Genomic DNA, 26851 nt, shown 5'->3' with positions numbered 1-26851 from the left:
ATCGGTTTCCAATCTTGCAGCCCGCACCAAGCCGGGTAAACATGCCCGCATGACCCAACACAGCGCGGCGTTCACCTCGACCTCTCCTGATGAAACCGCGCGACTTGCCATTCGTCTCGGAGCTAGTTTGCGTGCCGGTGATACGCTGCTTTTGGAAGGCAATATCGGCGCCGGGAAAAGCCATTTCGCCCGCGCTCTGATCCTGTCGCGACTTGCCGAACCCGAAGACGTGCCGTCACCCACCTTCACCATCGTACAGGCCTATGACCTGCCCGACTGTGAGTTGTGGCACGCCGATCTGTACCGCTTGGGTGATCCGGACCAGATCGTCGAACTGGGTCTTCTGGATGCTTTTCAAAACGCCATCTGCCTGATTGAATGGCCGGATCGGCTTGACGATTTGGTACCGCCAGAGGCTTTGACGGTGCGTCTTGAAAACCCCGACACATCCGACCGTCGCGACATCACCTTGTCCTGGACCCATCCGGCATGGTCGGATCGCGTTGCGGAGGCATTGGCATGAGCATCGATGCGTTTCTGACCGCGCAGGGCTGGGCCGGAGCGACCCGGGAACCACTGGCCGGTGATGCGTCTTCGCGCCTGTATATCAGGCTCTATCAAGGCTCAAAACGCGCAATCCTCATGATCGACCCACAAGACGACACAGAGCGGTTTGCAAAGCTGTCTGCCGAATTGAACAGTCTCGGCCTGTCCGCTCCAACCATCTTTGCCAAGGCGCCCGGCCTGATGTTGATCGAGGATTTCGGCAACGCGCAATTCGCCAAGGTCGCGCAGGAACGTCCTGAACTGGAAGTCGACCTGTACGCCGCAGCAACAGATGTTCTGTGCCATCTGGAAACCTGCCCTGTGCCGGCAGGTCTGTCGCGCGCAACGCCTGACGTGCTGGGTCAGATGATCGAACCGGCATTCACCCACTACCTGCCACGTCTTGGCATCAAGAATGACGCCGCAGCGCAGACCATCACCGCACGCTTGACGGACTTACTTAGCCTGCATGTGCCCGATGAAACTGTGCTGGTTTTGCGCGACTACCACGCAGAGAACATGATCTGGCTGCCGGAGCGGGATAACCTGCGTCGCGTGGGCCTGCTTGATTTTCAGGATGCCTTAGCCGGACCCCCAATCTACGATCTGGTATCGATGCTGCAGGACGCTCGCAGGGAAGTCTCTATAGCCTGCCAAACAGCCACGCTGCGCCATTACCTCGACCGATCTGGCCGATCCGAAAGCACGGTGATGCCGATGTTTCACCTTCTGGGTTTACAACGGAACCTACGCATACTCGGCATTTTTGCCCGCCTCGCCACCGAACGGCAAAAACCGGGTTACCTGTCACTGATCCCTAGGGTCTGGGGCCACATTAGGACAAGCCTCGCTACCCCGGTCGCCCATGACCTGGAACCGCTGATCCTTGATCTGTTCCCCGAACCCACGCCGGAACGCTTTGCTTCGAGGGCGCAGTGATGCCAGACGCCGTAATGCTTTTCGCCGCCGGGTTTGGCACGCGGATGGGGACCCTGACCGAGGACAAACCCAAACCTTTGATCCGCGTCGCGGGCAAGCCGCTGATCGACCACGCTATGGACTTCGTTAAAGCCATCTCCCCGGCATGTGTCGTTGCGAACGCCCATTACAAGGCGGATCAGATCGTCGATCATTTTGCCGGAACCGACGTTCGGGTCTCTGTCGAATCTCCTGAGATCCTTGATACCGGCGGCGGGCTGAAAGCTGCGCTGCCCTTGCTGAAGGCCGATGTGGTTTTCACGATGAACACAGATGCCGTCTGGGACGGGCCCAATCCGTTGGAAGTGCTCAAGGCAGCTTGGAGGGGTGACATGGACGCGCTACTCTTGTGTGTCCCCATGTCCCAAACCGTTGGACGTTCCGGCAAGGGTGACTTCGACATCACGTCTGACGGTCTGGCCCATTGGGGCAGGTACACTGTTTATTCCGGGGTTCAGATCATTCGGGCTGGACAAGTCTCTAAATCACCTGAAAACGTGTTTTCGCTCAGAACAATCTGGGAGGAACTGGAGGCAAAAGACCGGTTGCATGCGGTGACCTATCCCGGTCTCTGGTGCGATGTGGGGCATCCCGACGGGATCACCCTTGCCGAAGACATGTTGAGGTCTGCGGATGTTTGATCCGACGGACCGAGCGCGCCTGTTCGCGTTGCCTCCTGGGGCCGATTTTGCCCGTGAGCTTGCGCTTGGCCTGAAGTCGCGCCTTGCGGATCACCCGCCAGACGCCATGGCGCGGGTCGAGCTGTTCCTGAACACACGACGCATGCAGCGGCGGGTGGAATCCGTGTTCGACAGTCTGGGCGCCGGCTTCCTGCCAAGGATGAGGCTTATCACCGATCTGGCCGATCCCGTGGATCGCGCGAGCCTTCCCCGCCCGACGCCCGCACTGCGCCGCCAACTGGAACTCGCGGAACTGGTGCGCAAGCTGATTGATGCCGATCCAAGCTTGGCACCGCGTTCCGCAGTTTACGATCTCGCGCAAAGCCTCGGCGCGCTTCTCGATGAAATGCAGGCCGAAGGCGTGACGCCCGAGGATATCACAAACCTCGATGTGACCGACCAATCCGGCCATTGGGAGCGTGCCCAGCGCTTTCTGAATATTGTCACGCGCTACTTCGATCCAGACAGTGACACCCCAGATGCCGCTACCGTCAATCGCATGGCATTGGACCTCCGCTTGCGGCGCTGGCAGATCGCACCGCCAGAGCACCCCATCATCATTGCGGGATCGACCGGATCGCGCGGCTCGGCCTTTCAACTGATGACAGCCGCCGCGTCCCTACCGCAGGGCGCAGTTGTCCTTCCGGGGTTCGATTGGGACATGCCCGCTTCAACCTGGGATGTGCAGCGCAGAAACGTTCGCAACTCCGAAGCCATGCAAGGCGAAGACCATCCGCAGTTCCGCTTTGCCCGATTGCTGGAACGGCTGGAGTTGGAGCATCGCGATGTTGTCCCATGGACACATACACCCCCTCCAAACCGGGAGCGCAACGCGTTGGTGTCACTTGCGCTGCGCCCCGCCCCGGTCACGGATCAGTGGCTTCTGGATGGGCCGAACCTGCCGTCCTTGTCCGACGCGACACAGTCTCTAACCTTGCTCGAAGCGCCATCTCCCCGCGATGAAGCGCGGGCAATTGCCATGCGGTTGCGGCAAGCGGCCGAAGATGGCGTAACTGCTGCCTTGATCACACCGGACCGGATGCTGACGCGCCGGGTGACCGCTCTTCTGGACCGTTGGGGCATCCTGCCCGATGACAGCGCGGGCACCCCTGCACAATTGACCGCTCCGGGTCGGTTGCTCCGTCACATTGCCCAGCTTCGGGTCAACGGACCGACCGCCGATGCGCTTCTGACGATCCTGAAACATCCGCTGTGCCATGCGGGTGCCGATCGCGGGCAGCATCGCCTCTGGACCTCGGAAGTGGAACTGTTCATCCGCAAGACCGGCATCCCTTACCCGGACTTGTCGCAACTGATGTCGTGGAAAGGTGCGGACACAGCACAGGACTGGCTTGCCTGGATGGATCGCTGCCTGCTGCAACCCGCCGTTTCAGCGGCAAACGATCTGGATGCGCACGTCGCGCATCATCTCGCGCAGGCCGAGGCGATCTGCGCGGGCTCAAGCAGCGATGATGCATCTGAGCTTTGGAACAGGAAGGCGGGTGAGACCTGCCGCAAAGCCTTTGACGCGTTGATCGAAAACGCCGGGTTCGGAGGGAAACTCTCTGCGCGCGACTATGCGGACCTGGTGGACAGCCTGTTGCGCGCGGAAGAGGTCCGCGACCGCGATGCACCGCATTCGCAAATCCTGATCTGGGGAACCATTGAGGCCCGTGTAATGGGCGCTGATCTGGTGATCCTAGGCGGGCTGAACGAACAGTCATGGCCAGATGCCCCGCCCGCTGATCCGTGGCTGAACCGGCGCATGCGGCAGCAGGTGGGCCTTCTGCTTCCGGAACGTCGCATTGGCCTGTCGGCACATGACTTTCAACAGGCCGTCGGTGCAAAGGAGGTCTGGCTGAGCCGAGCAGTCCGGTCCGAAGACGCCGAAACCGTCCCGTCGCGCTGGATCAACCGCCTGACAAACCTGCTACGCGGTTTGCCTGAAACCGGTGGGCCCGATGCTCTGGACGCGATGCAGAGCCGGGGGCGTCACTGGCTGCGGCTGGGACGCGCGCTGGAGCAACCCATCTTCGCACCCGCTGCACCGCGCCCCTCACCCGTGCCGCCGGTGATCGCGCGGCCCAACGAATTGTCTGTCACCAATATCGAGAAACTGATCCGCGATCCTTATGCGATCTACGGGTCCAAGATCCTGCGGCTGCAGCAGCTTCATCCGATCCAACATGCACCAAACCCGATGCACCGGGGCACCGTCATTCACAAGGTGTTCGAGAAATTCGTCTCTGATACGGCCCAAAATGACCAATCAATCACCGAAGGTGCGCTATTGTCGATCGCTCAGAGCATCCTCGTTGCCGAGGTGCCCTGGCCGACGGACCGCATTCAGTGGCGCGTTCGGATCGAGAAGATCGCGCGCTGGTTCGTTGAAAACGAAATCGCCCGTCAAGCTTTGGCAACGCCCGTCCTGTTCGAGAAGAAAGGCGCGATGGACATTGCCGATCCCCCGTTTCGCATCACCGCCAAAGCCGATCGGATTGACATGAACGACCGCGCCGAGGCGTTCGTCTACGACTACAAGACGGGAACAGCACCAACCAAGGATCAACAACTGCAGTTTGATGTGCAGTTGCTCGTGACGGCGGCCCTGATCCTCGAAGGCGGGTTTGACACGTTCAGCCCCCGCTTTGTGGCAGAGGCCCGCTATATCTCGCTGGCCGGCGACGGCACGGAAGTGCCTGCACCGCTTGGGGACTGTCCGCCAGAGCGCGTCATGGAGATGCTAAGGTCGCTGATCGACGCCTACCGCCACCCGGATACTGGCTACACCGCGCGAAACCGCATGCACAAGGATGCATTCGGATCGGATTATGACCAGCTGTCGCGCTACGGGGAATGGACGGTGTCCGACCCTGCAACCAAGGTGCGCCTGACATGATCCGCAACGAGGCGACCGAGGCACAGGTCCGTGCCGCCGACCCCACGGCCTCAACATGGCTCAGCGCCAATGCGGGGTCCGGCAAGACGCGCGTTCTCACCGACCGCGTTGCGCGGCTGCTGCTGGGGGACACGCGCCCCGAACATATCCTGTGCCTGACATTCACCAATGCTGCGGCAAGCGAGATGCAGAACCGTCTGTTCAAGCGGTTGGGCGAATGGGCGATGTTGGACAACGCATCCTTGCGTGCACAGCTTGAGGAACTGGGCGAAGACCGCGAACGCCTGACACCCGATTTCCTGTCCCGCGCGCGGACGCTCTTTGCCCGCGCCATCGAAACGCCGGGCGGCCTGCGCATTCAGACGATCCACGCGTTCTGCGCATCCATCTTGCGGCGCTTTCCTTTGGAGGCTGGCGTCAGCCCGCAGTTTCAGGAAATCGACGACCGTGCGGCGCAATTGCTGCGAGAAACCATCCTCGACGAGATGTCCAGCGGTCGAGACGCGCACCTAATCGCCGACATTGCCCGCATCGCGTCAAACGAGCCGTTGCAGCTGTTGGCGGAATCCATCGTGGGCCAGCGCGACGGGTTTACCCCTGCATTGACCCGCGCTGACCTGATGCACCGCTACGGTCTGTCCGAAAGCGACTCGCTGTCCATGTGTCTCGCTCAGGTGTTTCCCCGCGACGAAACCGCGTTTTTGGCCGATTTAGTGCCTGACCTTCGCACGGGCGTCGGCATGGACAACGGACTGGCGGATGCCATCGGCACTGTTCAGGCAGGCGGCGTTGATGCGCTGTTGGCGATGGAAGCCGTCGTGTTCACCCAGAAAGGCGAGCTGCGCAAATCGTTGCCGCCTTCCGCCAAATTGCGCAAAGGCGCATTGGCCGCCAGCGTCAATCGCCTCGAAGACCTCTACCAACGGGTCGAAGCCGCGCGCGAGACGCGTCTGGCGCTGGAAGCGGTGGATCGGGATGCCACGCTGCACCGCTTTGCCGAGGCCTTTCTGCGCCGTTACGAAGAGACCAAACAGGCACGCGGGTGGCTTGATTTCGACGACCTGATCACGCGCACACGCACCTTGCTGACCGATCGGCAGCAGGCGCAGTGGGTGCTCTATCGCCTTGATGGAGGGATTGACCATATCCTTGTGGATGAAGCGCAGGACACCAGCCCGGCGCAATGGGATGTGATCAACAAACTGGCGCAGGAATTCACCTCAGGCGAGGGCGCCCGCGACGATGTCCGGCGTACGATCTTTGTCGTTGGTGACAAGAAACAGTCGATCTATTCCTTCCAAGGCGCCGATCCCCGCGAATTCGACACGATGCGCAGCGCGTTTCGCGAACAGATGCGGGCAACCGATGCGCCGCTTAAGGATGGGCAACTCAGCTATTCGTTCCGGTCGTCTGTGCCGATTCTGCGTTTGGTGGATCAACTGTTCCAAGGACGGAACAAGGCCGGTTTTCTGCCAGATCAGACCCACATATCGTTCCACGACCAAGTTCCCGGCCGCGTCGATCTGTGGCCCCTGATCGAACCCGCCGAAAACACCGAGGACGACCTGCCATGGGACACACCCGTTGATCGGGTCAGCCCCACGCATCACAACGTGATCCTCGCCAAGCGGGTCGCGCGGTTCATACACCAGACGCTCGAAAACAGGACCGCGATTCCCGTCGGGGCAAAGAACGGTGAGGTAGAGGCGCGGGCTGTTCATGCCGGGGATTTCCTGATTCTTGTGCGCAGCCGAGGTGCGCTGTTCCACGAAATCCTAAAAGCCTGCAAGGCGCTCAGCCTGCCAATCGCCGGCGCGGACAAGCTCAAGGTGATGGCCGAACTCGCGGTCAAGGACCTGCGCGCGCTTCTCTCCTTCCTCGCCACACCCGAAGACAGCTTGTCTTTGGCCTCTGCTCTGCGGTCCCCGCTGTTTGGCCTCGACGAACAGGCGATTTTCGATCTCGCCCACCGGCGCACGTCGCCCCATCTTTGGGAAGAGTTGCGCCGACGTAGAGACGATTTTCCATTGGTCATGGAAATCTTGGACGATCTGCGCGGGCAGGTGGATTTCCTGCGGCCCTATGATCTGCTGGAGCGCGTTCTGATCCGGCACAAGGGGAGGCAGAAACTCATCGGGCGCTTGGGGGAAGAAGCGGAAGACGGGATTGATGCACTACTCAATCAGGCATTGGCTTATGAGCAGACCGATATTCCAAGCCTCACTGGCTTCCTGCATTGGATGGAAACCGACGACATCGAGATCAAGCGCACCGTCGACAGCGCGGGCGCGCGCATTCGGATCATGACGATCCACGGGGCCAAGGGGCTGGAAGCGCCGATTGTGATCTTGCCAGACACGCACAAAAAGGCCTCCCAGTCCGGAAAGGAAGCATTTGTCCGCGCATCCGGATCCGCCCATTGGCGCGGCTCTGACAAAACACGGGCGGCGTTCCAACGTGCCGCGTTGGAAGAGGCGCGACAGGCCGAGGAAGAAGAGAAGGACAGGCTGCTTTACGTGGCCCTGACACGGGCGGAACGCTGGCTTGTCGTGGCTGCCGCCGGGACCGCGGACAGGAACGCTGAAAGCTGGCATGACCGCGTAAAGGCAACGTTGGAGGCTGTGGGCGCATACCCGCATCGTTTTGGCTTTGCCGATGACAGCCCAAGCGACGGTCTCCGTCTTGAGCATATGGATTGGCCACAGCCGGTGTCTGACAATCCCGCGCTGGAAGTGGACGAAGACATTACCCTTCCCGAACTTTTCGAAACCCGCGCACCGGATCCCGTAAAGCCTACAGGTGTTCTCAGCCCGTCCAATCTGGGAGGTGCCAAAGCGCTGCCGGGAGCGGATGGCGACCTGACGGACATCGCGAAAGAGCGGGGAACTCTGGTCCATCTCCTACTCGAAATCTTGCCTGTGGTGGAGACCGAAGAACGTCAAACCGCAGCGCTCCGTCTTGTTGGCTACCACCCGTTGGCTGATGAATTGATCGCAGAGGCGCTGGCGGTTCTCGACGCCCCGGAACTGTCACCTTTCTTTACAAAGACCGCCTTGGCCGAAGTCGCCGTAACCGCGACGGTCGATGTATTTCCAGACTCGCCGCTTCATGGAGTCATCGACCGCCTTGTGGTGACGGACAACAAGATCATAGCCGTGGATTTCAAAACGAACCGCACCGTACCCGAAACCGAGGATCAGACCCCCGAGGGTTTGTTGCGCCAGATGGGCGCCTATCACGCTATGCTGCGCCAGATTTATCCGGACAATGAGATCGAGACCGGTATCCTCTGGACACGGACCGCCACCTATATGCCGTTGTCGGAAAACCGTGTGACACAAGCACTCGTGAGAGCGCGCCACCTTGACGACCCATCTGAGGCTACCTAGTCTCTCGTTCCGACTGACCCATGCGCCCGAGCCTCAAGGAGAGCCCAAATGCCCACCGTCGCCGTGACCGATGAAACCTTCGATGCCGAAGTCAAGAACTCCAGTGTTCCCGTTGTCGTAGACTTCTGGGCCGAATGGTGTGGCCCCTGCAAGCAGATCGGCCCAGCGCTTGAAGAGCTGGCCGCCGAATATGGCGACAGCGTGAAGATCGCAAAGGTTGATGTCGACAGCAACCCGAACTCCGCTGCCGCAATGGGTGTGCGGGGTATTCCGTCGCTGTTCATCTTCAAAGACGGTCAGGTTGTGTCGAACAAAACCGGCGCCGCTCCGAAAGCCGCGCTCAAAGGCTGGATCGACGAAAGTATCTGATCTTTCGACGTATTCGTGCAAACGCCCGGCCCTCTGCGCCGGGCGTTTTGCGTTGCGGGGCTTGTGTGACATGGCTGTTCAGCCCATATCGGGACAAAGCGAAAAGGACGAAACATGGCTGATAACGACTTTCCCGGCTGGCACGGCACCACGATCATCGGCGTCCGCAAAGGCGGCAAGGTGGTGATCGCAGGTGATGGACAGGTCAGTCTTGGTCAGACCGTGATCAAGGGAACCGCCCGCAAGGTGCGCCGCATTTCACCGGGTGGATATGACGTTGTTGCCGGTTTTGCCGGATCGACTGCCGATGCGTTTACCCTGCTGGAACGCCTTGAGACCAAATTGGAGGCGACGCCGGGCCAATTGCAACGCGCCAGTGTCGAACTCGCCAAGGACTGGCGCACGGACAAGTACCTGCAAAAACTTGAGGCGATGCTGATCGTGTCGGACGGCAAGGACCTGTATGTCATCACTGGCGCAGGCGACGTGCTTGAGCCCGAACATGACGTGACCGCAATTGGGTCTGGCGGGAACTACGCCTTGGCGGCAGGTCGTGCGCTCATGGACACCGACAAGGACGCAGAAGAAATCGCCCGCGCGGCGATGGCGATTGCGGCCGATATTTGCGTCTACACCAACGGCAACCTGACGGTTGAGACGATTCAGGCCTGAATTCAAATCTGTCTCCTGTCGCCGAAAGGAACAAAAACATGACCGATCTCACCCCCCGCGAAATCGTGTCCGAACTGGACCGCTTCATCATTGGCCAGAAGGATGCCAAGCGCGCTGTGGCTGTTGCGTTGCGCAACCGCTGGAGGCGCAAGCAATTGAGCGATGATCTGCGTGAAGAGGTGTATCCGAAGAACATCCTGATGATCGGACCAACCGGCGTCGGCAAGACCGAGATCAGCCGCCGTCTGGCCAAGCTGGCCAAAGCGCCGTTCATCAAAGTTGAAGCGACGAAGTTCACCGAGGTGGGCTATGTCGGGCGCGACGTGGAGCAGATCATCCGTGATCTGGTCGATGCGGCCATCGCCATGACCCGCGACCACATGCGCGAAGACGTCAAGGCCAAGGCGCACGAAGCCGCGGAGCAGCGCGTGATCGAAGCGATCGCAGGAGAAGGCGCGCGGGAAGGCACGCGCGAGATGTTCCGCAAAAAGCTCAAGGATGGACTTCTGGATGACACGGTGATCGAACTTGAGCTTCAGGACACCTCAAGCCCGTTCCCGATGATGGATATCCCCGGTCAACCCAACATGGGTGGCGGTGGCATGATGAACCTCGGCGATTTGTTCGGCAAAGCCTTTGCCGGGCGGACCACCCGCAAACGGATGACAGTCGCCGAGAGCTATGAAACGTTGATCGCGGAAGAAGCCGACAAACTGCTGGACGACGAACAGGTCAAGGCCTTGGCGCTTGAGGCGGTTGAACAGAACGGCATCGTGTTCCTTGACGAGATTGACAAGGTGGCTGCGCGGCAGGAAACCCGTGGCGGCGATGTCAGCCGCGAAGGCGTACAGCGCGACCTGCTGCCTCTGATCGAAGGCACAACGGTCAGCACGAAATACGGTCCGGTCAAAACCGACCATATCCTTTTCATCGCCTCCGGCGCATTCCATATCGCAAAACCATCGGACCTGCTGCCCGAACTGCAGGGGCGTCTGCCAATCCGCGTCAACCTGCGCGCGCTGACTGAAGAGGACTTCGTGCGTATCCTGACGGAAACGGACAACGCGCTGACCCTGCAATACACGGCGCTTATGGCCACCGAGGAAGTGACAGTGACCTTCACCGAAGACGGGATCGCCGCTTTGGCCAAGATCGCAGCGGATGTGAACCAGTCAGTCGAAAACATCGGGGCACGACGGCTTTACACCGTCATGGAGCGCGTGTTTGAGGATCTCAGCTTTGAGGCACCGGACCGGTCCGGCGATCAGGTCACGGTCGATGCAGCCTTTGTTGAAAAGCATTTGGGCGAACTCACCCGGTCTGCTGACCTGAGCCGCTACGTTCTGTAGTCGACGACTGTGACCAACGAAAAAGCCCCGCCGAAACGGCGGGGCTTCTGTGTTTCCGGCAGGAGGCTTAGACCATCCACCACCGCTCTGCCATGCGGGCATTGTCCATCTGCCAGAGGTTGCCGACAGTGTCCGCCGTCGCGACCTTGTTGGACACGGCCTGCACATAGTTGGCAAACATCGGGATGATGACACCGCCATCGTCGCGCAGGATCTGCTGCATCTCGAAATACATTTCGCGACGCTTGTTGCTGTCCAGTTCCGCGCGCGCCGAAAGCAAAAGCTCCTGGAAGCGCGGCTGATCCCACTGGCTGTCGTTCCACGGCACACCGGCTTCGTAGGCTGTTGCGAACATCCAGTCTTCCGTGGCACGGCCCGAGAAGTACGACGCACAGAACGGCTTTTTCAGCCAGACGTTCGACCAGTAGCCATCCGCCGGTTCCTGCACCACGTTGATGTTGATGCCAGCACCCTTGGCCGAAGCCTGATAAAGCTGCGCCGCATCGACAGCGCCGTTGAACGCCGCATCGGACACGTTGAGGTCGATGTTGAGCTCGGTCAGGCCTGCTTCCTTGAGGTAGAACTTGGCTTTGTCCAAATCATAGGCCAGAGGCTCCATTTCGGAATGGAAGTACTGGTTGGCAGGGCCGATCGGTGTGTCATTGCCAGCCATACCGTGGCCCAGCAGGATCTTGTCCACCAGTTCCTGACGGTTGATGCCGTACTTGAGAGCGCGACGGACGTTCACGTCGGTGAACGGATCGACCTTGGTCAGCATCGGGAAGGTGTAGTGCTGGTTACCCGTCACTTCCTGAATGCGGATCATCGGGTTGGCCTTGAGCAGCGCCTCGGTCTTGAAGTCGATCCGGTTGATCACATCCACCTGACCCGTCATGAGCGCGTTCATCCGCGCCGTGGAGTCGTTGATGGCGATGTACTCGATCTCATCAAAGAAACCGGCGCTGTCGCCCTTGTAGTGGCTGTCGACCCGCTTGGCCGTCATACGCACGCCCGGCTCGAACGAGGTCACGGCGTAAAGACCTGTACCGATGCCCTTGGCAATCGCTTCTTCGATCTGACCGGCCGGGTACATCAGCAGGTGATAGTCGGACATCAGGTACGGGAAGTCTGCGTTGCCCGCCTCCAGCGTGAACTGAACCTGGTGTTCGCCGGTTTTCTTCATCTCGCTGATCGCCGCAACGATGGGCTGCGCCGCGGATTTCGCACCTTCCGCCACGTGCAGTTGCAGCGACTCGATCACGTCGTCCGCGCCAAACGGCTTGCCATTGTGGAAGGTCACACCCTGACGAAGGTTGAATGTCCAGGTCTTGGCGTCCGGGGTTGCTTCCCAATCGGTGGCCAGTTCGCCGATCAGCGAACCATCTGCCGCCACTTCGGTGAGGCTGTCGAACACAGCGCCCTGAGCGGAGGCGATCATGTAAAGGTCGGAATGCGTCCGGCCATCCCAGCTGTCCGAGGTGTTTGCACCATTCAGACCTGCCCGCAGGCGACCGCCACGTTTTGCCTGGGCAAACAGCGGCAGGCCGCTGGCCGCCAGAACACCGGCGGCAGCACCGGTTCGAAGTAGTCCACGTCTTGAAATGCGAGTCATCATCGTCTCCCTGTGATTATGAGCGGTCTCAGGCCGCCTGATGGTCCTTCATGGACCGATTCTCATGACATCTTATCAACGGCTGCGTCGCCAATGTTATCAACTCCACGTTCGTTGAGTAGATTAGTAAGCCAATCCGGGTCCATTTCTGGCACCGAACTGAGCAATAGGTCAGTATACGGGTGATGCGGCGGCACGAACATTTCCTGTTTCGGCCCCTGCTCGACCACCTCTCCGTCTTTCATCACCACCACTTCGTCGGCGATGGCTTTGACCGTCGCAAGATCATGGGTGATGAACATGTAACTAAGCTTGAGATCATCCTGCAGCCGCGCCAGCAGTTTGAGGATACCCTCGGCCACAAGCTGGTCCAAGGCACTTGTCACCTCGTCGCAGATGATGAACTTCGGCTCTGCGGCAAGCGCGCGGGCGATCCCTATGCGCTGTTTCTGACCGCCAGACAGCTCGGATGGCAAACGGTCGATATACTGAGCTGCGGGCAGTTCGATCTCGTCGAGCAACTCTTCGACACGGCGACGTTTTTGCTTACCAGTAAGTCCCATGTAGAACTGAACAGGCCGGCCGATGATGTCGCCAATCGTGGTGCGGGGGTTCAGCGCCGTATCCGCCATCTGGTAGATCATCTGCGCCTGCCGCAACTGATCCTTGTTGCGGCTTTTGTAATTCGCGGGAAGCGCTTTGCCGTCGAATTCGATCACACCTTTCGTCGGCGGCAGAAGGCCCGTGATGCAGCGCGCGGTGGTCGATTTTCCCGACCCCGATTCACCCACGACCGCAACAGTGCGACCTTCGTGAATGTCGAAGCTGACATTGTGCAGCACCGGAACCTTGCCATAGGCGGCGGACACGTTCTGAACAGACACCACAGGCGTGGCACTGGTGTGAACCGCTGGTTTTTGCGGACGCTCGAACGCGCGGACAGCCCAAAGGCTTTTCGTGTAGTCTTCCTTCGGCTGGGCCAACATCGTGCGGGTGTCGGACTCTTCGACCTCGTCCCCCTTGAGCAGAACCTTGATCCGATCCGCCATCTGCGCGACCACGGCAAGGTCATGCGTGATATAGATCGCCGCTGTGTCGAACTGCTCGACGATATCGCGGATCGACGCCAGCACTTCGATCTGCGTCGTCACGTCCAAGGCGGTCGTCGGTTCGTCAAAGATAATCAGGTCAGGACGGCAGGACATCGCCATCGCCGTCATCGCCCGCTGAAGCTGACCACCGGACACCTGGTGCGGATAGCGGAACCCGATCTGATCCGGGTTTGGCAGGCGCAAGCGGCGATAAAGCTCGATCCCGTCCTTCACGCTTTCGGCGCGGGACATGACCCCATGCTGCACCGGGCCTTCGGTGTGCTGGTCGATCAATTTGTGCGCTGGGTTGAAACTGGCGGCAGCGGATTGCGCAACATAGGCGATGCGCTTTCCCAGCAGTTCCCGCTTTTTGGCCGCAGACGCGGAAATCAGGTCGATACCGTCGAACATGACCGACCCTTTGGAGATCCGCACGCCGTCGCGCGTGAACCCCATCGCGGCCAGACCTAGGGTCGATTTCCCGGCACCTGATTCACCGATCAGGCCCAGAACCTCACCCTTGTTCAAAGACAGACTAGCGCCATTGATGATCGGCGACCAAACCTCGTCGCTCCGTCCTTCGATCCAGATATCCCGGATTTCAACAAGAGCGCTCATTCCTTCAACCCCGAGCTTCTGTGCAGCATCCAGTCCACTACGAAGTTGACGCCCACCGTCAGCAACGCGATGGCCCCGGCCGCCAACAGCGGCAGCGCAGCGGTCAGCGGCGAGAACGCCGCAAAGTTGATGAACTGCGCCGAGTCGCGCACCATCGTGCCCCAGTCCGCCAGCGGCGGCTGAATGCCCACACCAAGGAAGGACAGAGAAGCAATCGTCAGGAACACAAAGCAGAACCGCAGGCCGAATTCGGCGAGCAATGGCGCGGTCGCATTCGGCAGGATTTCCTTGAAGATCAGATAACCCAAACCTTCGCCGCGCAACTTTGCCGCTTCGATATAGTCCATCACAACGATGTTCAGACCCACCGCACGCGCCAATCGGAAAACACGTGTGCTGTCGATCAACGCGATGATGAGGATCATGTAGACCGTCAGCAGCCACCGCTCTGACCCGGCCCAAGCACTGGCGATCGTCATAAGAAGTAGCGCAAAGATCAGCGACGGGATCGCCATCAGAACGTCCACGGCACGGCTGAGAACCTGATCAAGCCAGCCTTGCAGCGTTGCCGCCAAAAACCCAAGTGTTCCGCCGATGAAAAACGCAAGGCACGTCGTGACAAATGCAATGCCAACCGTGTTCTGCGCGCCGTAGATCAAACGGCTCAGCAGATCACGCCCGATCTGGTCCGTGCCCAGCGGAAACAGCGGATCACCGCCCGTGGCCGCATTCCCTCCTGGCAGGACGTTCACCTTGGCAAACACAGCCTCTTGCCCATGCGGGGCCAACCACGCAGCAAAAATCGCGGTGAAGGCATAGAGGATCACCACCAGCACACCAAAGCTGGCGGTCAGCGGCATCTGCCGGAACAGCTTCTTGCTGCCACGTGTGCCCACGGTCCGACCCAGAGCGCGGAAGAGGTAGGCTGCAATCGCGGAGACAATAAAGAACTGAACCGCCCATCTGAAGAACACAACACCGGCATTCGGAATTCCTGCCTCGTTCTGGGTCGGCTGAAAGAAATACCAGACGGAAAACACCAAAAGGCACGCACCAAGCACATAGCCGAAAGCGACCGCAAAAGGCATGTCCCGGAAAGTAGGTGCATTCCCAGTGGCCTTTTGCCCAGCAAAGCGCAGCAACCAGCCGCCCGCCGCGACGCCCAATAAGATCAGGGCCAATGTCAGCAGCGTGCTCATTTCGGATGCCTCAGACGCGGGTTGGACAGAATCGACATGATGTCCGCTGTCAGGTTCAGCAAGATGTAGGCGGCAGCAAAGATCAGGCAGCAGGCCTGCACCACCGGGATGTCACGGATCTTTACGCTGTCCACGAACAGCTGCCCGATACCGGGATAGACAAACACCACCTCGACAACGACCACACCTGTGATCAGGTACGCCAGGTTCAACGCCACCACGTTGATGATCGGGGCAAGCGCGTTCGGCAACGCATGTTTCACGATCACCCGCATGGGCGACATGCCCTTGAGCCGCGCCATTTCGATGTAGGGCGACGCGAGAAGGTTGATGATCGCGGCGCGCGTCATCCGCATCATGTGCGCCGTCACGACGAGAGTGAGCGTCAGCGCAGGCAGCAGCGTTTTTTCCAACCGCTCGCCAAATGACATGCCCTCGAAGATGTTGGACAGTGATGGAAGGACCGGGTTCAGCACCGCGAGGAACAGGATCAGCACATAGGCCAAAAAGAACTCGGGAGATGAAATCGAGGTCAAAGTTGTGATGTTGGTCGCACGGTCAAACACGGAATTGCGAAACAACGCGGCCAGAATGCCAAGAACCAGTGACACCGGAACAGCGATGCAAGCCGTGACCGCGGCAAGGAACATTGTGTTGGCAAAGCGCGGCGCGATCTGTTGCGCAACCGTGGTGCGCACCCCACTGTCGGCCCCGACAAAGCTCGCGAAGTTCGCCTGCGCAAAGGAATTCCCCAGATCGCCCTGCACGGCTTTTCCAAGCCAATCGAAATAGCGCGTGATCGGCGGCTGATCGAGACCGAGGTCACGCCGGATCGCCTCGACCGCATCAGGCGTGGCGCCCTGCCCCAGAATGGCCTGCGCAAAGTCACCCGGAAGCATGTTGACGGCTGTGAAAATGACGATGGATACGACGAAGAGCGTAAGCAACCCGAGCGCAAGCCGCTGAAGAATGATGCGTAGAACAGAGTGCAACTTGTGGCTTAACCTTGGTTCCCGTCGTTTGCATACGTTAACAACCGGGGGCCACGTGTAAACATCAAATAACGATCAAACGCTAAGATGTTGAGATTCCGTCCATAATGCGAACCAACTCGGCACTGATACCGGGTTCGGACAGGGCATGACCTGCATTGCGCACCATCCGGAGGTCGCACTCGGGCCAAACGCGCGCCAACTCCCAGGCACGAACCGGCGGACAGATCATGTCGTAACGGCCTTGAACGATGGCTCCGGGAATGCCTGACAGGCGGTCCATGTTGTTCAGAATCCAGCCGTCTTCCTCGAGGAAACCGTTGTTGATGAAGTAATGGTTTTCGAGTCGCGCAAAGGCCCGTGCATAGTCACCGGGCGACTCACCCCCCGAACCGCTGGAATAGACCGACGCCAGGGCGTTCTCCCAGGCAGACCACGCCCGCGCAAACCGGGTCTCTGTCCGGAGGTCACCACAGAAGAGGCGACGGTGGTAAGCCGCGATCAGATCATCTCGTTCGTCTTCGGGGATCATATCGACGAATCGGGCCCAGGTTTCCGGCCAGAACTGCCCCGCACCCCCGCCATAAAACCAGTCCAGCTCGGCCTTGGTCATGGTGAAAACGCCACGGAGCACGAGCTGACGGACGCGATCCGGGTGGCTGATGCCATAGATCAACGCAAGCGTGGCTCCCCAACTGCCGCCAAACACGATGAACTGCTCGATCCCAAGCGTTTTGCGGATCAATTCGATATCGGCGACCAGATCCCACGTCGTGTTATTGTTCACGCTGGCATGTGGCCGCGACCGGCCGCAGCCACGCTGATCGAACAGGACAACCCGAAACACCTTGGGATCGAAATAGCGCCGCATCGACGGGCTGCATCCACCGCCGGGGCCGCCATGCAGCACGATCACCGGAATCCCGTTTTCCGCCCCACATTGTTCGACATAGACACTGTGCCCATCGCCCACAGACAGCATGCGCTGGTCATAGGGGTCGATGGGGGGATAAAGGTACTGCACTGCGCGCTTTTGGCTCGGGAATTTATCCATACCCAATCTATATTGGCAGCAAATACCAAAAGACCATGGGGAAAAGTCTTGTGACCGCCACAACAACCGTCGATCCATCTGAAATTGCCAAGTTCGAGGCGATGGCCGCCGAATGGTGGGATCCAGAAGGCAAGTTCAAGCCACTCCACATGATGAATCCTGTGCGGCTTGATTACCTGACGGCACAGATCGCAGCCGAATTTGATCGGGATTTGTCGCAGAAATCCCCTTTCACTGGCCTTCGCCTTCTCGACATTGGCTGCGGTGGAGGGCTTCTGTGCGAACCGATGGCGCGTCTTGGTGCGACCGTTGTCGGAGTCGATGCCGGCGGTAGCAACATTCCGGTGGCGCAGGCGCATGCAAGTCAATCCGGGTTAGAGATCGACTATCGCCACACCACCGCCGAGGCGATGGCTGATGCGGGTGAACAATTTGATGTCGTTCTGAGCATGGAAGTGATCGAACACGTGGCCGATCCACTTGGCTTTCTGTCAGCCTGTCAGCGCCTGTTGAAACCGGGTGGATTGCACCTGTGCTCAACGATCAATCGCAACGCAAAAAGCTTTGCAGCCGCCATTGTCGGGGCGGAATTTATCATGCGGTGGCTGCCAAAGGGCACCCATGATTGGGCCAAGTTCATCACACCGGACGAATTGTACGGGCTGCTCCGGCAGGCGGGCCTTGATCCGGTGGATCGCAAAGGGTTTCAGTTCAATCCCGTGTCATGGAAATGGAGCCTTTCTGACCGCGACCTGAGCGTGAACTATGTGACCGCGGCGGTGAAACCAGCCTAATCCGGGCAGGGATCACCCCCGGCTGTCAGGCTCTTCCAGCTTCACCCGCAACTCCCTGAGAACAGGGATCGCCGCGCGAACCTTGGTCTCGCCCAACTCCTGAACCATCTCGTTGATCAACGGCGTGATCGCCGCAATCGCGGCATCCCGCGCTGCCAGACCGGCGGGGCTGATCGACACCTGCTTGCGACGCGCATCGTCCCAATCGGGCCGAATATGCACATATCCTGACACCTCAAGCTTGCTCAGGGTGTTCGTCATTGCGCCACGGGTGACGTGAAACGCCTTAGCCAGTTGTGCTGGTGTCTTTTCGGACCCGCCCCGCGCCAACTGGTTCAGAACCGAGAAATGCGAGATCTCCATCTTGTTCGGCAACACGCGCGTCAGGCGGTTCCGCAGCAATTGATCTGCGGTCAGCAATTCGCTGAAAAGCGAAATGGCAAGGGGACTGCTGTCAGTCATCAAGGGCCAGAGAATTCTCTATCATGCTGTAAAGACGGAACTTTATGCCGAGCTTGTGCCACGTGCGACATATCGAGGTCAACAAGATGCACCCCCGGTTGCTGACCCGCATCCAACAAAACCTCACCCCACGGCGAAACGACAAGGGAATGCCCATGTGTTGTGCGCGGTTTGCCTATGCTGACCACATGCTGCCCAACCTGCGCCGGGGCCAGAACAAAACAGCCGGTTTCAATGGCACGGGCGCGGAGGAGTGGTTCCCAATGCATCGGTCCGGTTGCCGGCGAAAACGCAGCGGGCACCGTCAGGATGTCAGCTCCTGCTTGCGCCAAGGCACGGTGCAGATAGGGAAAGCGCACGTCATAGCAGACGGTCAGGCCGACATTTCCAAAGGGTGTTTCTGCCAGAACGGCGCGGTTGCCGGGCGCGAACCCGGCGGATTCCCGGAATGTCTCGGTTTCGGTCACCTGCACATCGAACATGTGCAGCTTGTCGTACTGCGCAGCAATCGATCCATCGGGAGCGATCAGAAAGGACCGGTTCGCGAACCGCTCTTCAGGCGGTTCTGCCCTGAGCGCCAAAGAACCGATGAGAATCCAGACACCCAAACGTGCCGCTTCGTCCCGCAGTCCGGCCAGCGTCGGGTCGTCATCCTGACCGACAAGCACACTGCGCTGATGACTGCGGCTGTTGCTGATGCAGTTGGTGACTTCGGGGGTAAGAATGAAACTTGCGCCCTCGGCGGCTGCCTCTCGTACTAAACCCGAAGTGACCCGCAGATTGGCCAAAGGGTCATCCGACGAGGTCAGTTGAAGCAAAGCTGCGCGCATGACGATCAGGCCGCCAGAAGCGGATCAAGCTTGCCCGCCCGGTCCAAGGCGTAAAGGTCATCACACCCGCCGACATGGGTGTCGCCGATGAAGATCTGCGGCACAGTCCGCCCGCCATTGGCGCGCTGGATCATCTCGGGCTTGCGGTCCGGGTTGGCCAGCACATCGATTTCGGTGAACGTCGCGCCCTTCTGGGTCAGCAAACGTTTTGCGGCGTGGCAGAATCCGCAGAGCGGCGAGGTGTAGATTTCGATCTGTGGCATGGCGTATCCCCTTGACTGACTGTCAGGGATTTAAGCCGCCTTTGCAACGCGCGCCAGAACCGTGACATAAATCTCTCTGCACTGTGCGCTTTGACAGGCGGTAGCACAGGCAGCCAGCGTTGCACCGGACGTCATCACATCATCAATAAGCAGGATCGGGCGTCCCTGCAGGCTTTGCGCGTATTTCGTGTTGACCGAGATTGCATCGGAAACTTCCGCAAAACGCGCATCGCGCGACTTGCCATCAAGCGATGCCGTACGCCGGGTCCGGAGCAAGACATTTGGGTCGAATTCAAGCTCCAGCCGTTCTGCAACCGCTTGAGCCAACAGCGCAGACTGGTTGTAGCGTCGCGAAAGCAGCCGAAAAAGATGCAGAGGAACAGGCATGACAAGCGTGTCTTTCGGCATGTCAGGCGGGCACGCCGCAACCATCCAATCTGCCGCCATGTCGACAATTTCATGCCGGTCCCCGTGTTTGAGTCCAAGCACAAGCCTGCGCGCCACGCCTTCGTATCGCAAAGGAGCGCGTCCTCGCGTCCAAGGGCGGCCTAGAGACAGACAATCGTCGCAATGCACAGCAATATCCGATTGGCCGGGGAGTGCGATGCCACACAGATCGCAGACGAGCCCGGTGATGAACGGTGTCTCGGCAAAACAGGCGGCGCAAATTCCGTTGTCCTGAGCGACAAGGCCACCACATCCGAGGCATTGCGGCGGGTAAATCATGCGCAGCGCCGTTTGCAATCCTGCCCGCAGCATCCTATCTGCCGCTCATGTCCGAAACTCCTGCCCTTTTTGATCGGCTTGCCCTGGCCAAGCACCGCAACCGCGCCCGGTTCAATCCAGCGGTTTTTCTGCATGAAGAGGCATTGGCCGACGTGCAAGATCGCATCGCTTTGGTTAACAAGTCCTTTACGGCTCCGACCATTGTGACCCCGTTCCCCGAAATCTGGCAGCCCCACTGGCAAACAGCCCGCATCGTGCCCGACGATGACATTTTGGACCTGACCGAGAACACCCACGACCTGATCGTGCACGCCATGGCGCTCCACTGGGCGAACGATCCTGTGGGGCAGCTGATCCAGTGTCGCCGCGCGTTGAAGCCGGACGGTTTGCTCTTGGTCGTGGCGCTTGGCGGTCAGACTCTGCACGAATTGCGCGCCGCCCTGGGACAAGCCGAGATCGAGGTGACCGGAGGACTGTCTCCGCGGATTTCGCCGATGGGTGAAATCCGCGATCTGGGCGCTCTCCTGCAACGCGCTGGCTTGGCGTTGCCAGTGGCCGACAGCGCCGTGCTCAAGACAAGCTATGCAACGCCGCTGCATCTGATGCACGACCTGCGTGCCATGGGGGAAACAAATGCCTTGTCCACGCGGATCAGGATGTCGACCCGCCGGTCGGTCATTCAGCGCGCGATGGAACTGTATGCAGACTCATATGCCGACGAAACTGGCAGGATTATTGCAACCTTTGAGCTGATCACACTCACAGGATGGGCGCCCGATTCGTCGCAACCGCAGCCATTGCGCCCAGGATCTGCCGCCCAAAGGCTCGCAGACGTGCTCAACACGGTCGAAACGCCGCTCAAAGATTGACCTGACCCAGATAGAGGTTAGTTAGCCGCTAAACGAAGAATAGGATGCCGGCCCGATGTTGGACGCAACGAAAACAGCTCAACGCCCGATTCACGCCCCGACCGATCACCCGAAGGTATCGGCAGAGCGGGTTGGCGTGCTTCTGGCCAATCTTGGCACACCAGACCACTACACGTACTGGCCAATGCGCCGCTACCTGAACGAGTTTCTGTCGGACCGCCGCGTCATCGACTACAGCCCCTGGCTCTGGCAGCCGCTGTTGCAATTGATCATCCTCACCAAACGTCCCTTCAGCTCGGGTGAGGCGTACAAGTCGATCTGGAACGAAGATCAGGGCGAAAGTCCGCTGATGACGATCACGAAGGATCAGACCGCCAAGATCACCAAGGCGATGCAGGACAGGTATGGCGATCAGGTCATGGTCGATTTCTGCATGCGGTATGGCAACCCGTCGACCAAATCCAAGGTCCGCGCAATGGTCGAGGCCGGTTGCCGCAAGATCCTGTTCTTCCCGCTGTACCCGCATTACGCCGGGGCTACATCTGCGACCGCGAATGACCAGTTCTTCCGCGCGCTGATGGATGAAAAGTGGCAACCCACGGTGCGGACCGTCGATCCCTATTACCAGCATCCGATGTATATCGAAGCTTTGGCGCAATCCATCGAACGCGCCTATGCCAAGCTCGAGAAACGCCCCGATATCCTCGTCTGCTCATATCACGGTGTGCCAAAGCGCTATCTGATGGAAGGCGATCCTTACCATTGTCAGTGCCAGAAAACGACGCGCCTTTTGAAAGAGCGGCTGGGCTGGGAAGACTCCGAGATCATGACGACCTTCCAATCGAAATTCGGCCCCGAAGAATGGCTCAAGCCCTATACCGTGGAAGAGGTCGCGCGCCTTGCCGAGGAAGACGGCAAAAAGAACATTGCGGTCTGCGCGCCTGCGTTTTCAGCCGATTGCATCGAAACGCTGGAAGAGATCAACGAAGAGATCAAGGAAAGCTTTGAAGAGGCCGGTGGTGAGCATTTCACCTACATTCCCTGCCTCAACGACGACGATGCGCACATCGCAGCGCTGTCGGCGGTGATCGAAGAGAACCTCAACGGCTGGCTCGATTGACCGGGCCTGTGCCACCGTCAGAAACAAAAAAGGCGGTGCATTGGCACCGCCTTTTTCGTTAGTCCAATCCGCCGTGGATTAGTCAGCAGCAGCAGCAGCCAGCAGTGCGATCAGCACCAGCGGGATGATGATGGCTGCGGACGAGGAGCTTGCTGCGGCTTCTTCAACCACAACGACCGGCTCCATCATCACGTCGTCTTTTGCGTAAGAACCGGCCATTGCTGTCGAAGCAGCACCAGCGAACGCGGCGGCGAGAACGAGTTTCTTCATGTTAACCTCCAGATATTTGCATGTCGGCGCGCAATAGCATCACACGACAGGCACCCAAGACTTACCTCGTAAGACTCTCTAACCAGTATATCGTGCCAAATGCAAACCTATCTTATCGCACGACTTTCCCGCTCCGCCGCTATGTCGTCAAATTAGCAACACCTGCGTGCCAACATTCGCCAGTTCGTAAAGTTCTTCGATATGCTCGTTGTAAAGACCGATGCATCCGTTCGAAGATCGTCGCCCGATCTTGCGTGTGTCATGGGTCCCGTGAATGCGATAATACGTCCAGCTCAGGTGCAGGGCGCGGGTACCAAGGGGGTTGTCCGGGCCCGGCGGCACGTAATCGGGCCATTCCGGATTGCGGATTTTCATCGACGGGGTCGGACGCCAATCTGGCTCAGGATCTTTGAGCACGATCTGCGTGCGACCACGACGTGTCAGGTCTTCGGTCAATGGCACGGAAGACGGGTACAGTCGGTAATTTCCGTTCTCTTCCCAGTAGTGAAGCGCCCGCGAATCGATATCCACGAGGATGGCGCCGTTGGTCAGGTTCGTGAAATAGGGGCGCCAGTCGAGCGTGCGGAAACTCGAAATGTTGCGGCGGACGACCTGCGACAGATCGCGCTCCATCTCGACGGTGGATCCATCGTTCACGTTCTGTGCCAAGGCAGGCGACGCGACAAGCGCGGCCGTTCCTGCCAGGAAACTGCGTCTGTTGACGGGAAAACGCGGATTATTTGCCATTTCATGGCCTCTTCGTCTGCAAAAAAATATGAAAGCTACCTGACATCTATATTGCGTGAATGCCTCAGTCGCAATTCAAAGGAATGTCATATCGGCAAATCTCGGCTTTGTGTGTTTGCTCCCACCCAAGACAGAGGATAAGCCCGGATACGACCAAACTTGGGGCTGATCATGAAGCGTTCGACATTTCTTTTGGGTGCAGCAGCTTTGGCATTGTCTGCCTGCGCAGGCGCACCGCCCCCGCCGACGCTTGGTGCGGATGGCAAGCCCCTTCCCAAGGTTTATCGCATCCGGGCCGCTGACACGGGACGTATCCAGTTCCGCATGCTGGACGCGATCAACGCGTTGCGTCAGGCATCCGGTGCCCCTGCGCTGGAGCTGAACGCGCAGCTAAACGCGGCCGCAGCCACCCATGCACGCGACATGAGCGTGCAGAATCGCCCTTGGCACTTCGGTTCAGACGGGTCTTCGCCCATCACACGCATCCAGCGTGCCGGGTATTCGGGGCGTTTGGTCGGAGAAGCGATCTCGGAAACCTACGAGACGGAACTGGAAACTCTGGGCGCGTGGATGGAAGCACCAAACACACGCACGGTTATCCTTGACCCATCTGCACGCGAATTGGGCTTTTCGTGGTTCCAGGAAGAGAACGGTAAAATCTGGTGGAACCTTGTGCTCGGCGCCCCGAATGAAACCGGGTTTACCCCGGTCAACATTCCCAGCTGAACAACTAACCTGTTGATTTTCTAGGGGTTGATGGTGATGGGCGTACCGTCTCTCACCATCGAGTAAATCTCGCGCATTTCCCGGTTTGTCACCGCGATGCAGCCCCATGTCCAATCGCGCCCACCCTTACGGTTTTTCCACGGCCGCCCGTGAATAAAGATGTCTCCGCCGGGCGATTTGCCCATTGTGCTGGCGACCTCGATGTCCCGCGGACGCGGGTAGTCGATCCCGATCGACAGGTAAAAATTGCTGTTCGGATTGCGGCGATCAATCATGTATTCGCCTTCGGGCGTTTTGCCGTCGCCTTCCACTTGCTTGTGCCCCTCGGGCGCAAAACCAAGGCCGATGTCATAGGTTTTCAGCACCGCGTTGTGATGCAAGAGGTACATCTTGCGATCCGCCTTTTGCACAACGATCCGGGTCACTTCCGGGCCGGTATAGGTGGGAAACTTCCCACAGGCCGTCACACCCAGAAGAAGTGCCAAGAAACAGAAGAGTCGCAACATTGGTTACACTGCCCGATTTGTTTTTCGGACAGTGTACCAGACTGTTCAACCATCGGTAAAACGAAACCGTGAGCGCGGACAGGCAAATTACCGCTGATCCAGCCGCTTTTCGATGGCTTCCAGTCGGGCCAGAACCTGGTCACGATAGGCGTCTGTCTTTTCGTTCAACTCTTCGGCATGGGCATCCTGCATCGAATTCACGATCAGACCCACAAGAAGGTTCACAACCGCAAAGGTTGTAACCATGATGAACGGCACAAAAAATGCCCAGGCCCAGGGGAACACCTCCATGACGGGGCGCACGATCCCCATGGACCATGATTCCAACGTCATGATCTGGAACAGCGAATAGGCCGATCTGCCCAGATCGCCGAACCATTCGGGAAAAGCGTCGCTGAACAACTTGGTCGCCATCACCGCGCCGATGTAAAAGATCAGCGCCATCAAGAGAAACACACTACCCATGCCGGGCAACGCCGTGATGAACCCTTCGACCACGCGCCGCAGACGCGGTGTGGCTGAAATGACCCGCAACACCCGCAGAATCCGCAGCGCCCGCAGGACCGAGAACCCCTGCGTCGCCGGAACAAGCGCGATCCCGACGATCACGAAATCAAAGATGTTCCAGCCGCTTTTGAAGAACCGAAGCCCATGAGCATAAAGCTTGAGCGCAATTTCGAGCACGAAGATCGCCAGACACAAGCTATCGAGCGCGAGAATCACTGGACCCGCGGCTGCCATGACCGCATCCGACGTCTCCAATCCCAGCAAAACAGCATTGAACAGGATCACGCCGATGATGAAATTCGTCACCCAAGCCTGTTCAAGAAACGCTGCCACCTTGTCCCGCATTGCCCTGCCTCGTCAGTTATTTCGGCGCAGAAGCGCCACCAGTTCCACATGGGTCGACCACCGGAATTGATCAACCACCCTGATCCACTCAACATCGTATCCAGCGCGGATCAGCGTGGCGGTATCCCGCGCAAATGTCGCCGGATTGCACGAAACATGGGCAATGCGCGGAACCGAAGACCGCGCAAGTTCTGCAACCTGTGCCGCAGCCCCAGCCCGCGGCGGGTCTATCACCACGCCATCGCATTTGGCCAATTCCTCTGGTTGCAGCGGGTTGCGGAACAGGTCCCGCACCTCGTGTGTGATCCGCTTTAGCCCTTCGGCATTGCGCCACGCATGGTCCAGCGCATTTGTCATGTCACGGTCGCCTTCGACCGCGTGAACCATCGCATCCTGTGCCAGTGGCAGCGCAAATGTCCCACAGCCCGCAAACAGGTCAGCCACCCGTTTTACCCCTGTGAGAGCCTGTTTGACCGCGTCGATTAGCGCCGCTTCGCCCTCGCGCGTGGCTTGCAGAAACGCGCCCGGAGGCGGCGTCAGGTCTGCCGGACCAAGACGCAAAACAGGCGCGCGCCGTTGCAACGCGATGTCATCGTCCCATGCGATGCGGGCAAGATCGTAGTCGCGCGCGAGATCGGACAGTGCCTGATGCAACGCAACATCCATTTCCTTGCCGCCAGTGACCGTGACATCGAGGCCGGTATCCGTCCGCGTCACAAGTGCCGACAATTCGCCCTTGCGCGACGCGCCCAGAACGCCAAGCGCTTCGACCATCGGCAAAGCGGCAGTCAGCTCTGGATGCAAAAGCTGGCAATTCGGAACCGAAATGATCGTGTCCGAGGCCTTCATGTGGAACCCGGCCAAGGCCCCCTTCTTTGTCCGCTTGACGGAAAAGGTTGCTCTCCGACGGGATTTCGCAGGAGACGTGATTGGCGGTTCCAGATCAACTGCAATCCCATGCGCGGCCAAGGCCTGCCGCACCACATCGCGCTTCCAATCAGAAACGAACACATCCGACGCATGTTGCAACTGGCATCCGCCACAGGACTTGGCATGGCTGCACGGTGGTTTGACCCTGTTTTCCGACGGTGTGTCGATCTTGGGATCACGCAGATGTTCACCATCCAAAGTGCCTGTCACCACTTCACCGGGAAGGGCTGCAGGCACGTAAATCGGTCCGTCGGCAATGCCGTCGCCCAGATGGCCCAGTCGTTTGATCTTTACTGTTGTCATGCCGC

General features: G+C 59.2%; 26 protein-coding genes. 12 read left to right on the top strand and 14 right to left on the bottom strand.

Annotated elements, in window-relative coordinates:
• Window positions 1-49 precede the first annotated feature (49 nt).
• The 8 genes from tsaE (at window position 50) to hslU (ending at window position 10882) form a co-directional block, all read left to right on the top strand.
• Window positions 50-523, top strand: a complete 474-nt coding sequence (gene tsaE, locus ACMVPR_RS17615) for a tRNA (adenosine(37)-N6)-threonylcarbamoyltransferase complex ATPase subunit type 1 TsaE (RefSeq protein ID WP_416883926.1) — start codon at window positions 50-52, stop codon at window positions 521-523.
• A complete protein-coding gene (locus ACMVPR_RS17610; protein WP_416883925.1) occupies window positions 520-1485 on the top strand; it encodes an aminoglycoside phosphotransferase family protein in 966 nt (321 codons plus the stop codon). Before tsaE ends, ACMVPR_RS17610 begins: the two co-directional genes overlap by 4 nt.
• Window positions 1485-2165: a nucleotidyltransferase family protein gene (locus ACMVPR_RS17605; protein ID WP_416883924.1), complete on the top strand. Its 681-nt coding sequence runs from the start codon at window positions 1485-1487 to the stop codon at window positions 2163-2165. Before ACMVPR_RS17610 ends, ACMVPR_RS17605 begins: the two co-directional genes overlap by 1 nt.
• Window positions 2158-5103 carry a double-strand break repair protein AddB gene (gene addB, locus ACMVPR_RS17600; RefSeq protein ID WP_416883923.1) on the top strand — a complete coding sequence of 982 codons (2946 nt, stop codon included), beginning with the start codon at window positions 2158-2160 and terminating at the stop codon, window positions 5101-5103. Before ACMVPR_RS17605 ends, addB begins: the two co-directional genes overlap by 8 nt.
• Window positions 5100-8492: a double-strand break repair helicase AddA gene (addA, locus tag ACMVPR_RS17595; protein WP_416883922.1), complete on the top strand. Its 3393-nt coding sequence runs from the start codon at window positions 5100-5102 to the stop codon at window positions 8490-8492. The genes addB and addA overlap by 4 nt, the downstream gene beginning before the upstream one ends.
• 48 nt (window positions 8493-8540) lie before the next feature.
• Entirely contained in the window at window positions 8541-8861 is a 321-nt protein-coding gene (gene trxA, locus ACMVPR_RS17590; RefSeq protein WP_292265939.1) for a thioredoxin, read from the top strand.
• Window positions 8862-8975: 114 nt separating this feature from the next.
• Window positions 8976-9533, top strand: coding sequence for an ATP-dependent protease subunit HslV (gene hslV, locus ACMVPR_RS17585; RefSeq protein ID WP_300584225.1), 558 nt, complete (start codon window positions 8976-8978; stop codon window positions 9531-9533).
• A 38-nt stretch (window positions 9534-9571) separates the two neighbouring features.
• Window positions 9572-10882, top strand: coding sequence for an ATP-dependent protease ATPase subunit HslU (hslU, locus tag ACMVPR_RS17580; protein ID WP_416883921.1), 1311 nt, complete (start codon window positions 9572-9574; stop codon window positions 10880-10882).
• Between the two features lie 67 nt (window positions 10883-10949).
• On the opposite strand, the gene ACMVPR_RS17575 is transcribed toward hslU, so the two are convergent.
• The 5 genes from ACMVPR_RS17575 to pip all read right to left on the bottom strand — a co-directional run bounded on the left by ACMVPR_RS17575 (window position 10950) and on the right by pip (window position 17448).
• Window positions 10950-12494 carry an ABC transporter substrate-binding protein gene (locus tag ACMVPR_RS17575; protein WP_292265947.1) on the bottom strand — a complete coding sequence of 515 codons (1545 nt, stop codon included), beginning with the start codon at window positions 12492-12494 and terminating at the stop codon, window positions 10950-10952.
• Between the two features lie 62 nt (window positions 12495-12556).
• A complete protein-coding gene (locus ACMVPR_RS17570; protein ID WP_300584229.1) occupies window positions 12557-14203 on the bottom strand; it encodes an ABC transporter ATP-binding protein in 1647 nt (548 codons plus the stop codon).
• Window positions 14200-15402, bottom strand: coding sequence for an ABC transporter permease (locus ACMVPR_RS17565; RefSeq protein ID WP_416883920.1), 1203 nt, complete (start codon window positions 15400-15402; stop codon window positions 14200-14202). The genes ACMVPR_RS17570 and ACMVPR_RS17565 overlap by 4 nt, the downstream gene beginning before the upstream one ends.
• On the bottom strand, window positions 15399-16394 hold the full coding sequence (locus tag ACMVPR_RS17560; RefSeq protein ID WP_300584233.1) for an ABC transporter permease: 996 nt from the start codon (window positions 16392-16394) through the stop codon (window positions 15399-15401). Before ACMVPR_RS17560 ends, ACMVPR_RS17565 begins: the two co-directional genes overlap by 4 nt.
• A gap of 82 nt (window positions 16395-16476) precedes the next feature.
• Window positions 16477-17448, bottom strand: coding sequence for a prolyl aminopeptidase (gene pip, locus ACMVPR_RS17555; RefSeq protein ID WP_416883919.1), 972 nt, complete (start codon window positions 17446-17448; stop codon window positions 16477-16479).
• Between the two features lie 50 nt (window positions 17449-17498).
• On the opposite strand from pip, the gene ubiG reads away from it, so the two are divergent.
• Window positions 17499-18242 (top strand): bifunctional 2-polyprenyl-6-hydroxyphenol methylase/3-demethylubiquinol 3-O-methyltransferase UbiG, encoded by a 744-nt coding sequence (gene ubiG, locus ACMVPR_RS17550; RefSeq protein WP_416883918.1) that lies wholly within the window; start codon window positions 17499-17501, stop codon window positions 18240-18242.
• Window positions 18243-18254: 12 nt separating this feature from the next.
• Here the strand turns inward: ubiG and ACMVPR_RS17545 are convergent, their stop codons facing one another.
• Genes ACMVPR_RS17545 through ACMVPR_RS17530 form a run of 4 tightly spaced genes read right to left on the bottom strand, consistent with a single transcriptional unit; the run spans window position 18255 to window position 20523 of the window.
• Window positions 18255-18704, bottom strand: coding sequence for a MarR family winged helix-turn-helix transcriptional regulator (locus tag ACMVPR_RS17545; RefSeq protein WP_292268700.1), 450 nt, complete (start codon window positions 18702-18704; stop codon window positions 18255-18257).
• The gene (locus ACMVPR_RS17540) at window positions 18704-19534 is read right to left on the bottom strand and encodes a carbon-nitrogen hydrolase family protein (protein ID WP_416883917.1); all 831 of its coding nucleotides are present in this window, start codon (window positions 19532-19534) and stop codon (window positions 18704-18706) included. Before ACMVPR_RS17540 ends, ACMVPR_RS17545 begins: the two co-directional genes overlap by 1 nt.
• A 5-nt stretch (window positions 19535-19539) precedes the next feature.
• Window positions 19540-19797, bottom strand: a complete 258-nt coding sequence (grxC, locus tag ACMVPR_RS17535) for a glutaredoxin 3 (protein WP_416883916.1) — start codon at window positions 19795-19797, stop codon at window positions 19540-19542.
• 30 nt (window positions 19798-19827) lie between these two features.
• Window positions 19828-20523, bottom strand: a complete 696-nt coding sequence (locus ACMVPR_RS17530) for a ComF family protein (protein WP_416883915.1) — start codon at window positions 20521-20523, stop codon at window positions 19828-19830.
• Between the two features lie 47 nt (window positions 20524-20570).
• On the opposite strand from ACMVPR_RS17530, the gene ACMVPR_RS17525 reads away from it, so the two are divergent.
• On the top strand, window positions 20571-21392 hold the full coding sequence (locus ACMVPR_RS17525) for a methyltransferase domain-containing protein (RefSeq protein ID WP_416883914.1): 822 nt from the start codon (window positions 20571-20573) through the stop codon (window positions 21390-21392).
• 55 nt (window positions 21393-21447) lie between these two features.
• Entirely contained in the window at window positions 21448-22512 is a 1065-nt protein-coding gene (gene hemH / locus ACMVPR_RS17520; protein WP_300584249.1) for a ferrochelatase, read from the top strand.
• A gap of 78 nt (window positions 22513-22590) precedes the next feature.
• On the opposite strand, the gene ACMVPR_RS17515 is transcribed toward hemH, so the two are convergent.
• Window positions 22591-22782: a ferrochelatase gene (locus tag ACMVPR_RS17515; protein ID WP_292268708.1), complete on the bottom strand. Its 192-nt coding sequence runs from the start codon at window positions 22780-22782 to the stop codon at window positions 22591-22593.
• Window positions 22783-22929: 147 nt separating this feature from the next.
• Entirely contained in the window at window positions 22930-23529 is a 600-nt protein-coding gene (locus ACMVPR_RS17510; RefSeq protein WP_300584252.1) for a L,D-transpeptidase family protein, read from the bottom strand.
• A 171-nt stretch (window positions 23530-23700) separates the two neighbouring features.
• Here ACMVPR_RS17510 and ACMVPR_RS17505 point away from each other — a divergent pair, with 171 nt between their 5' ends.
• Window positions 23701-24255: a CAP domain-containing protein gene (locus ACMVPR_RS17505; RefSeq protein WP_416883913.1), complete on the top strand. Its 555-nt coding sequence runs from the start codon at window positions 23701-23703 to the stop codon at window positions 24253-24255.
• Window positions 24256-24275: 20 nt separating this feature from the next.
• Here ACMVPR_RS17505 and ACMVPR_RS17500 read toward each other — a convergent pair whose 3' ends face one another.
• The 3 genes from ACMVPR_RS17500 to ACMVPR_RS17490 form a co-directional block, all read right to left on the bottom strand.
• The gene (locus tag ACMVPR_RS17500) at window positions 24276-24761 is read right to left on the bottom strand and encodes a L,D-transpeptidase family protein (protein ID WP_416883912.1); all 486 of its coding nucleotides are present in this window, start codon (window positions 24759-24761) and stop codon (window positions 24276-24278) included.
• Window positions 24762-24848: 87 nt separating this feature from the next.
• Window positions 24849-25613 (bottom strand): ion transporter, encoded by a 765-nt coding sequence (locus ACMVPR_RS17495; protein ID WP_416883911.1) that lies wholly within the window; start codon window positions 25611-25613, stop codon window positions 24849-24851.
• A gap of 12 nt (window positions 25614-25625) precedes the next feature.
• Entirely contained in the window at window positions 25626-26846 is a 1221-nt protein-coding gene (locus ACMVPR_RS17490) for a class I SAM-dependent RNA methyltransferase (protein ID WP_416883910.1), read from the bottom strand.
• Window positions 26847-26851: the final 5 nt, after the last annotated feature.

The sequence above is a fragment of the Marivita sp. genome, from assembly GCF_048006345.1.
Classification (GTDB): domain Bacteria; phylum Pseudomonadota; class Alphaproteobacteria; order Rhodobacterales; family Rhodobacteraceae; genus Marivita.
Note: the sequence above shows the minus strand (reverse complement) of the source record. Positions and strands in the feature narration are given on the sequence as shown.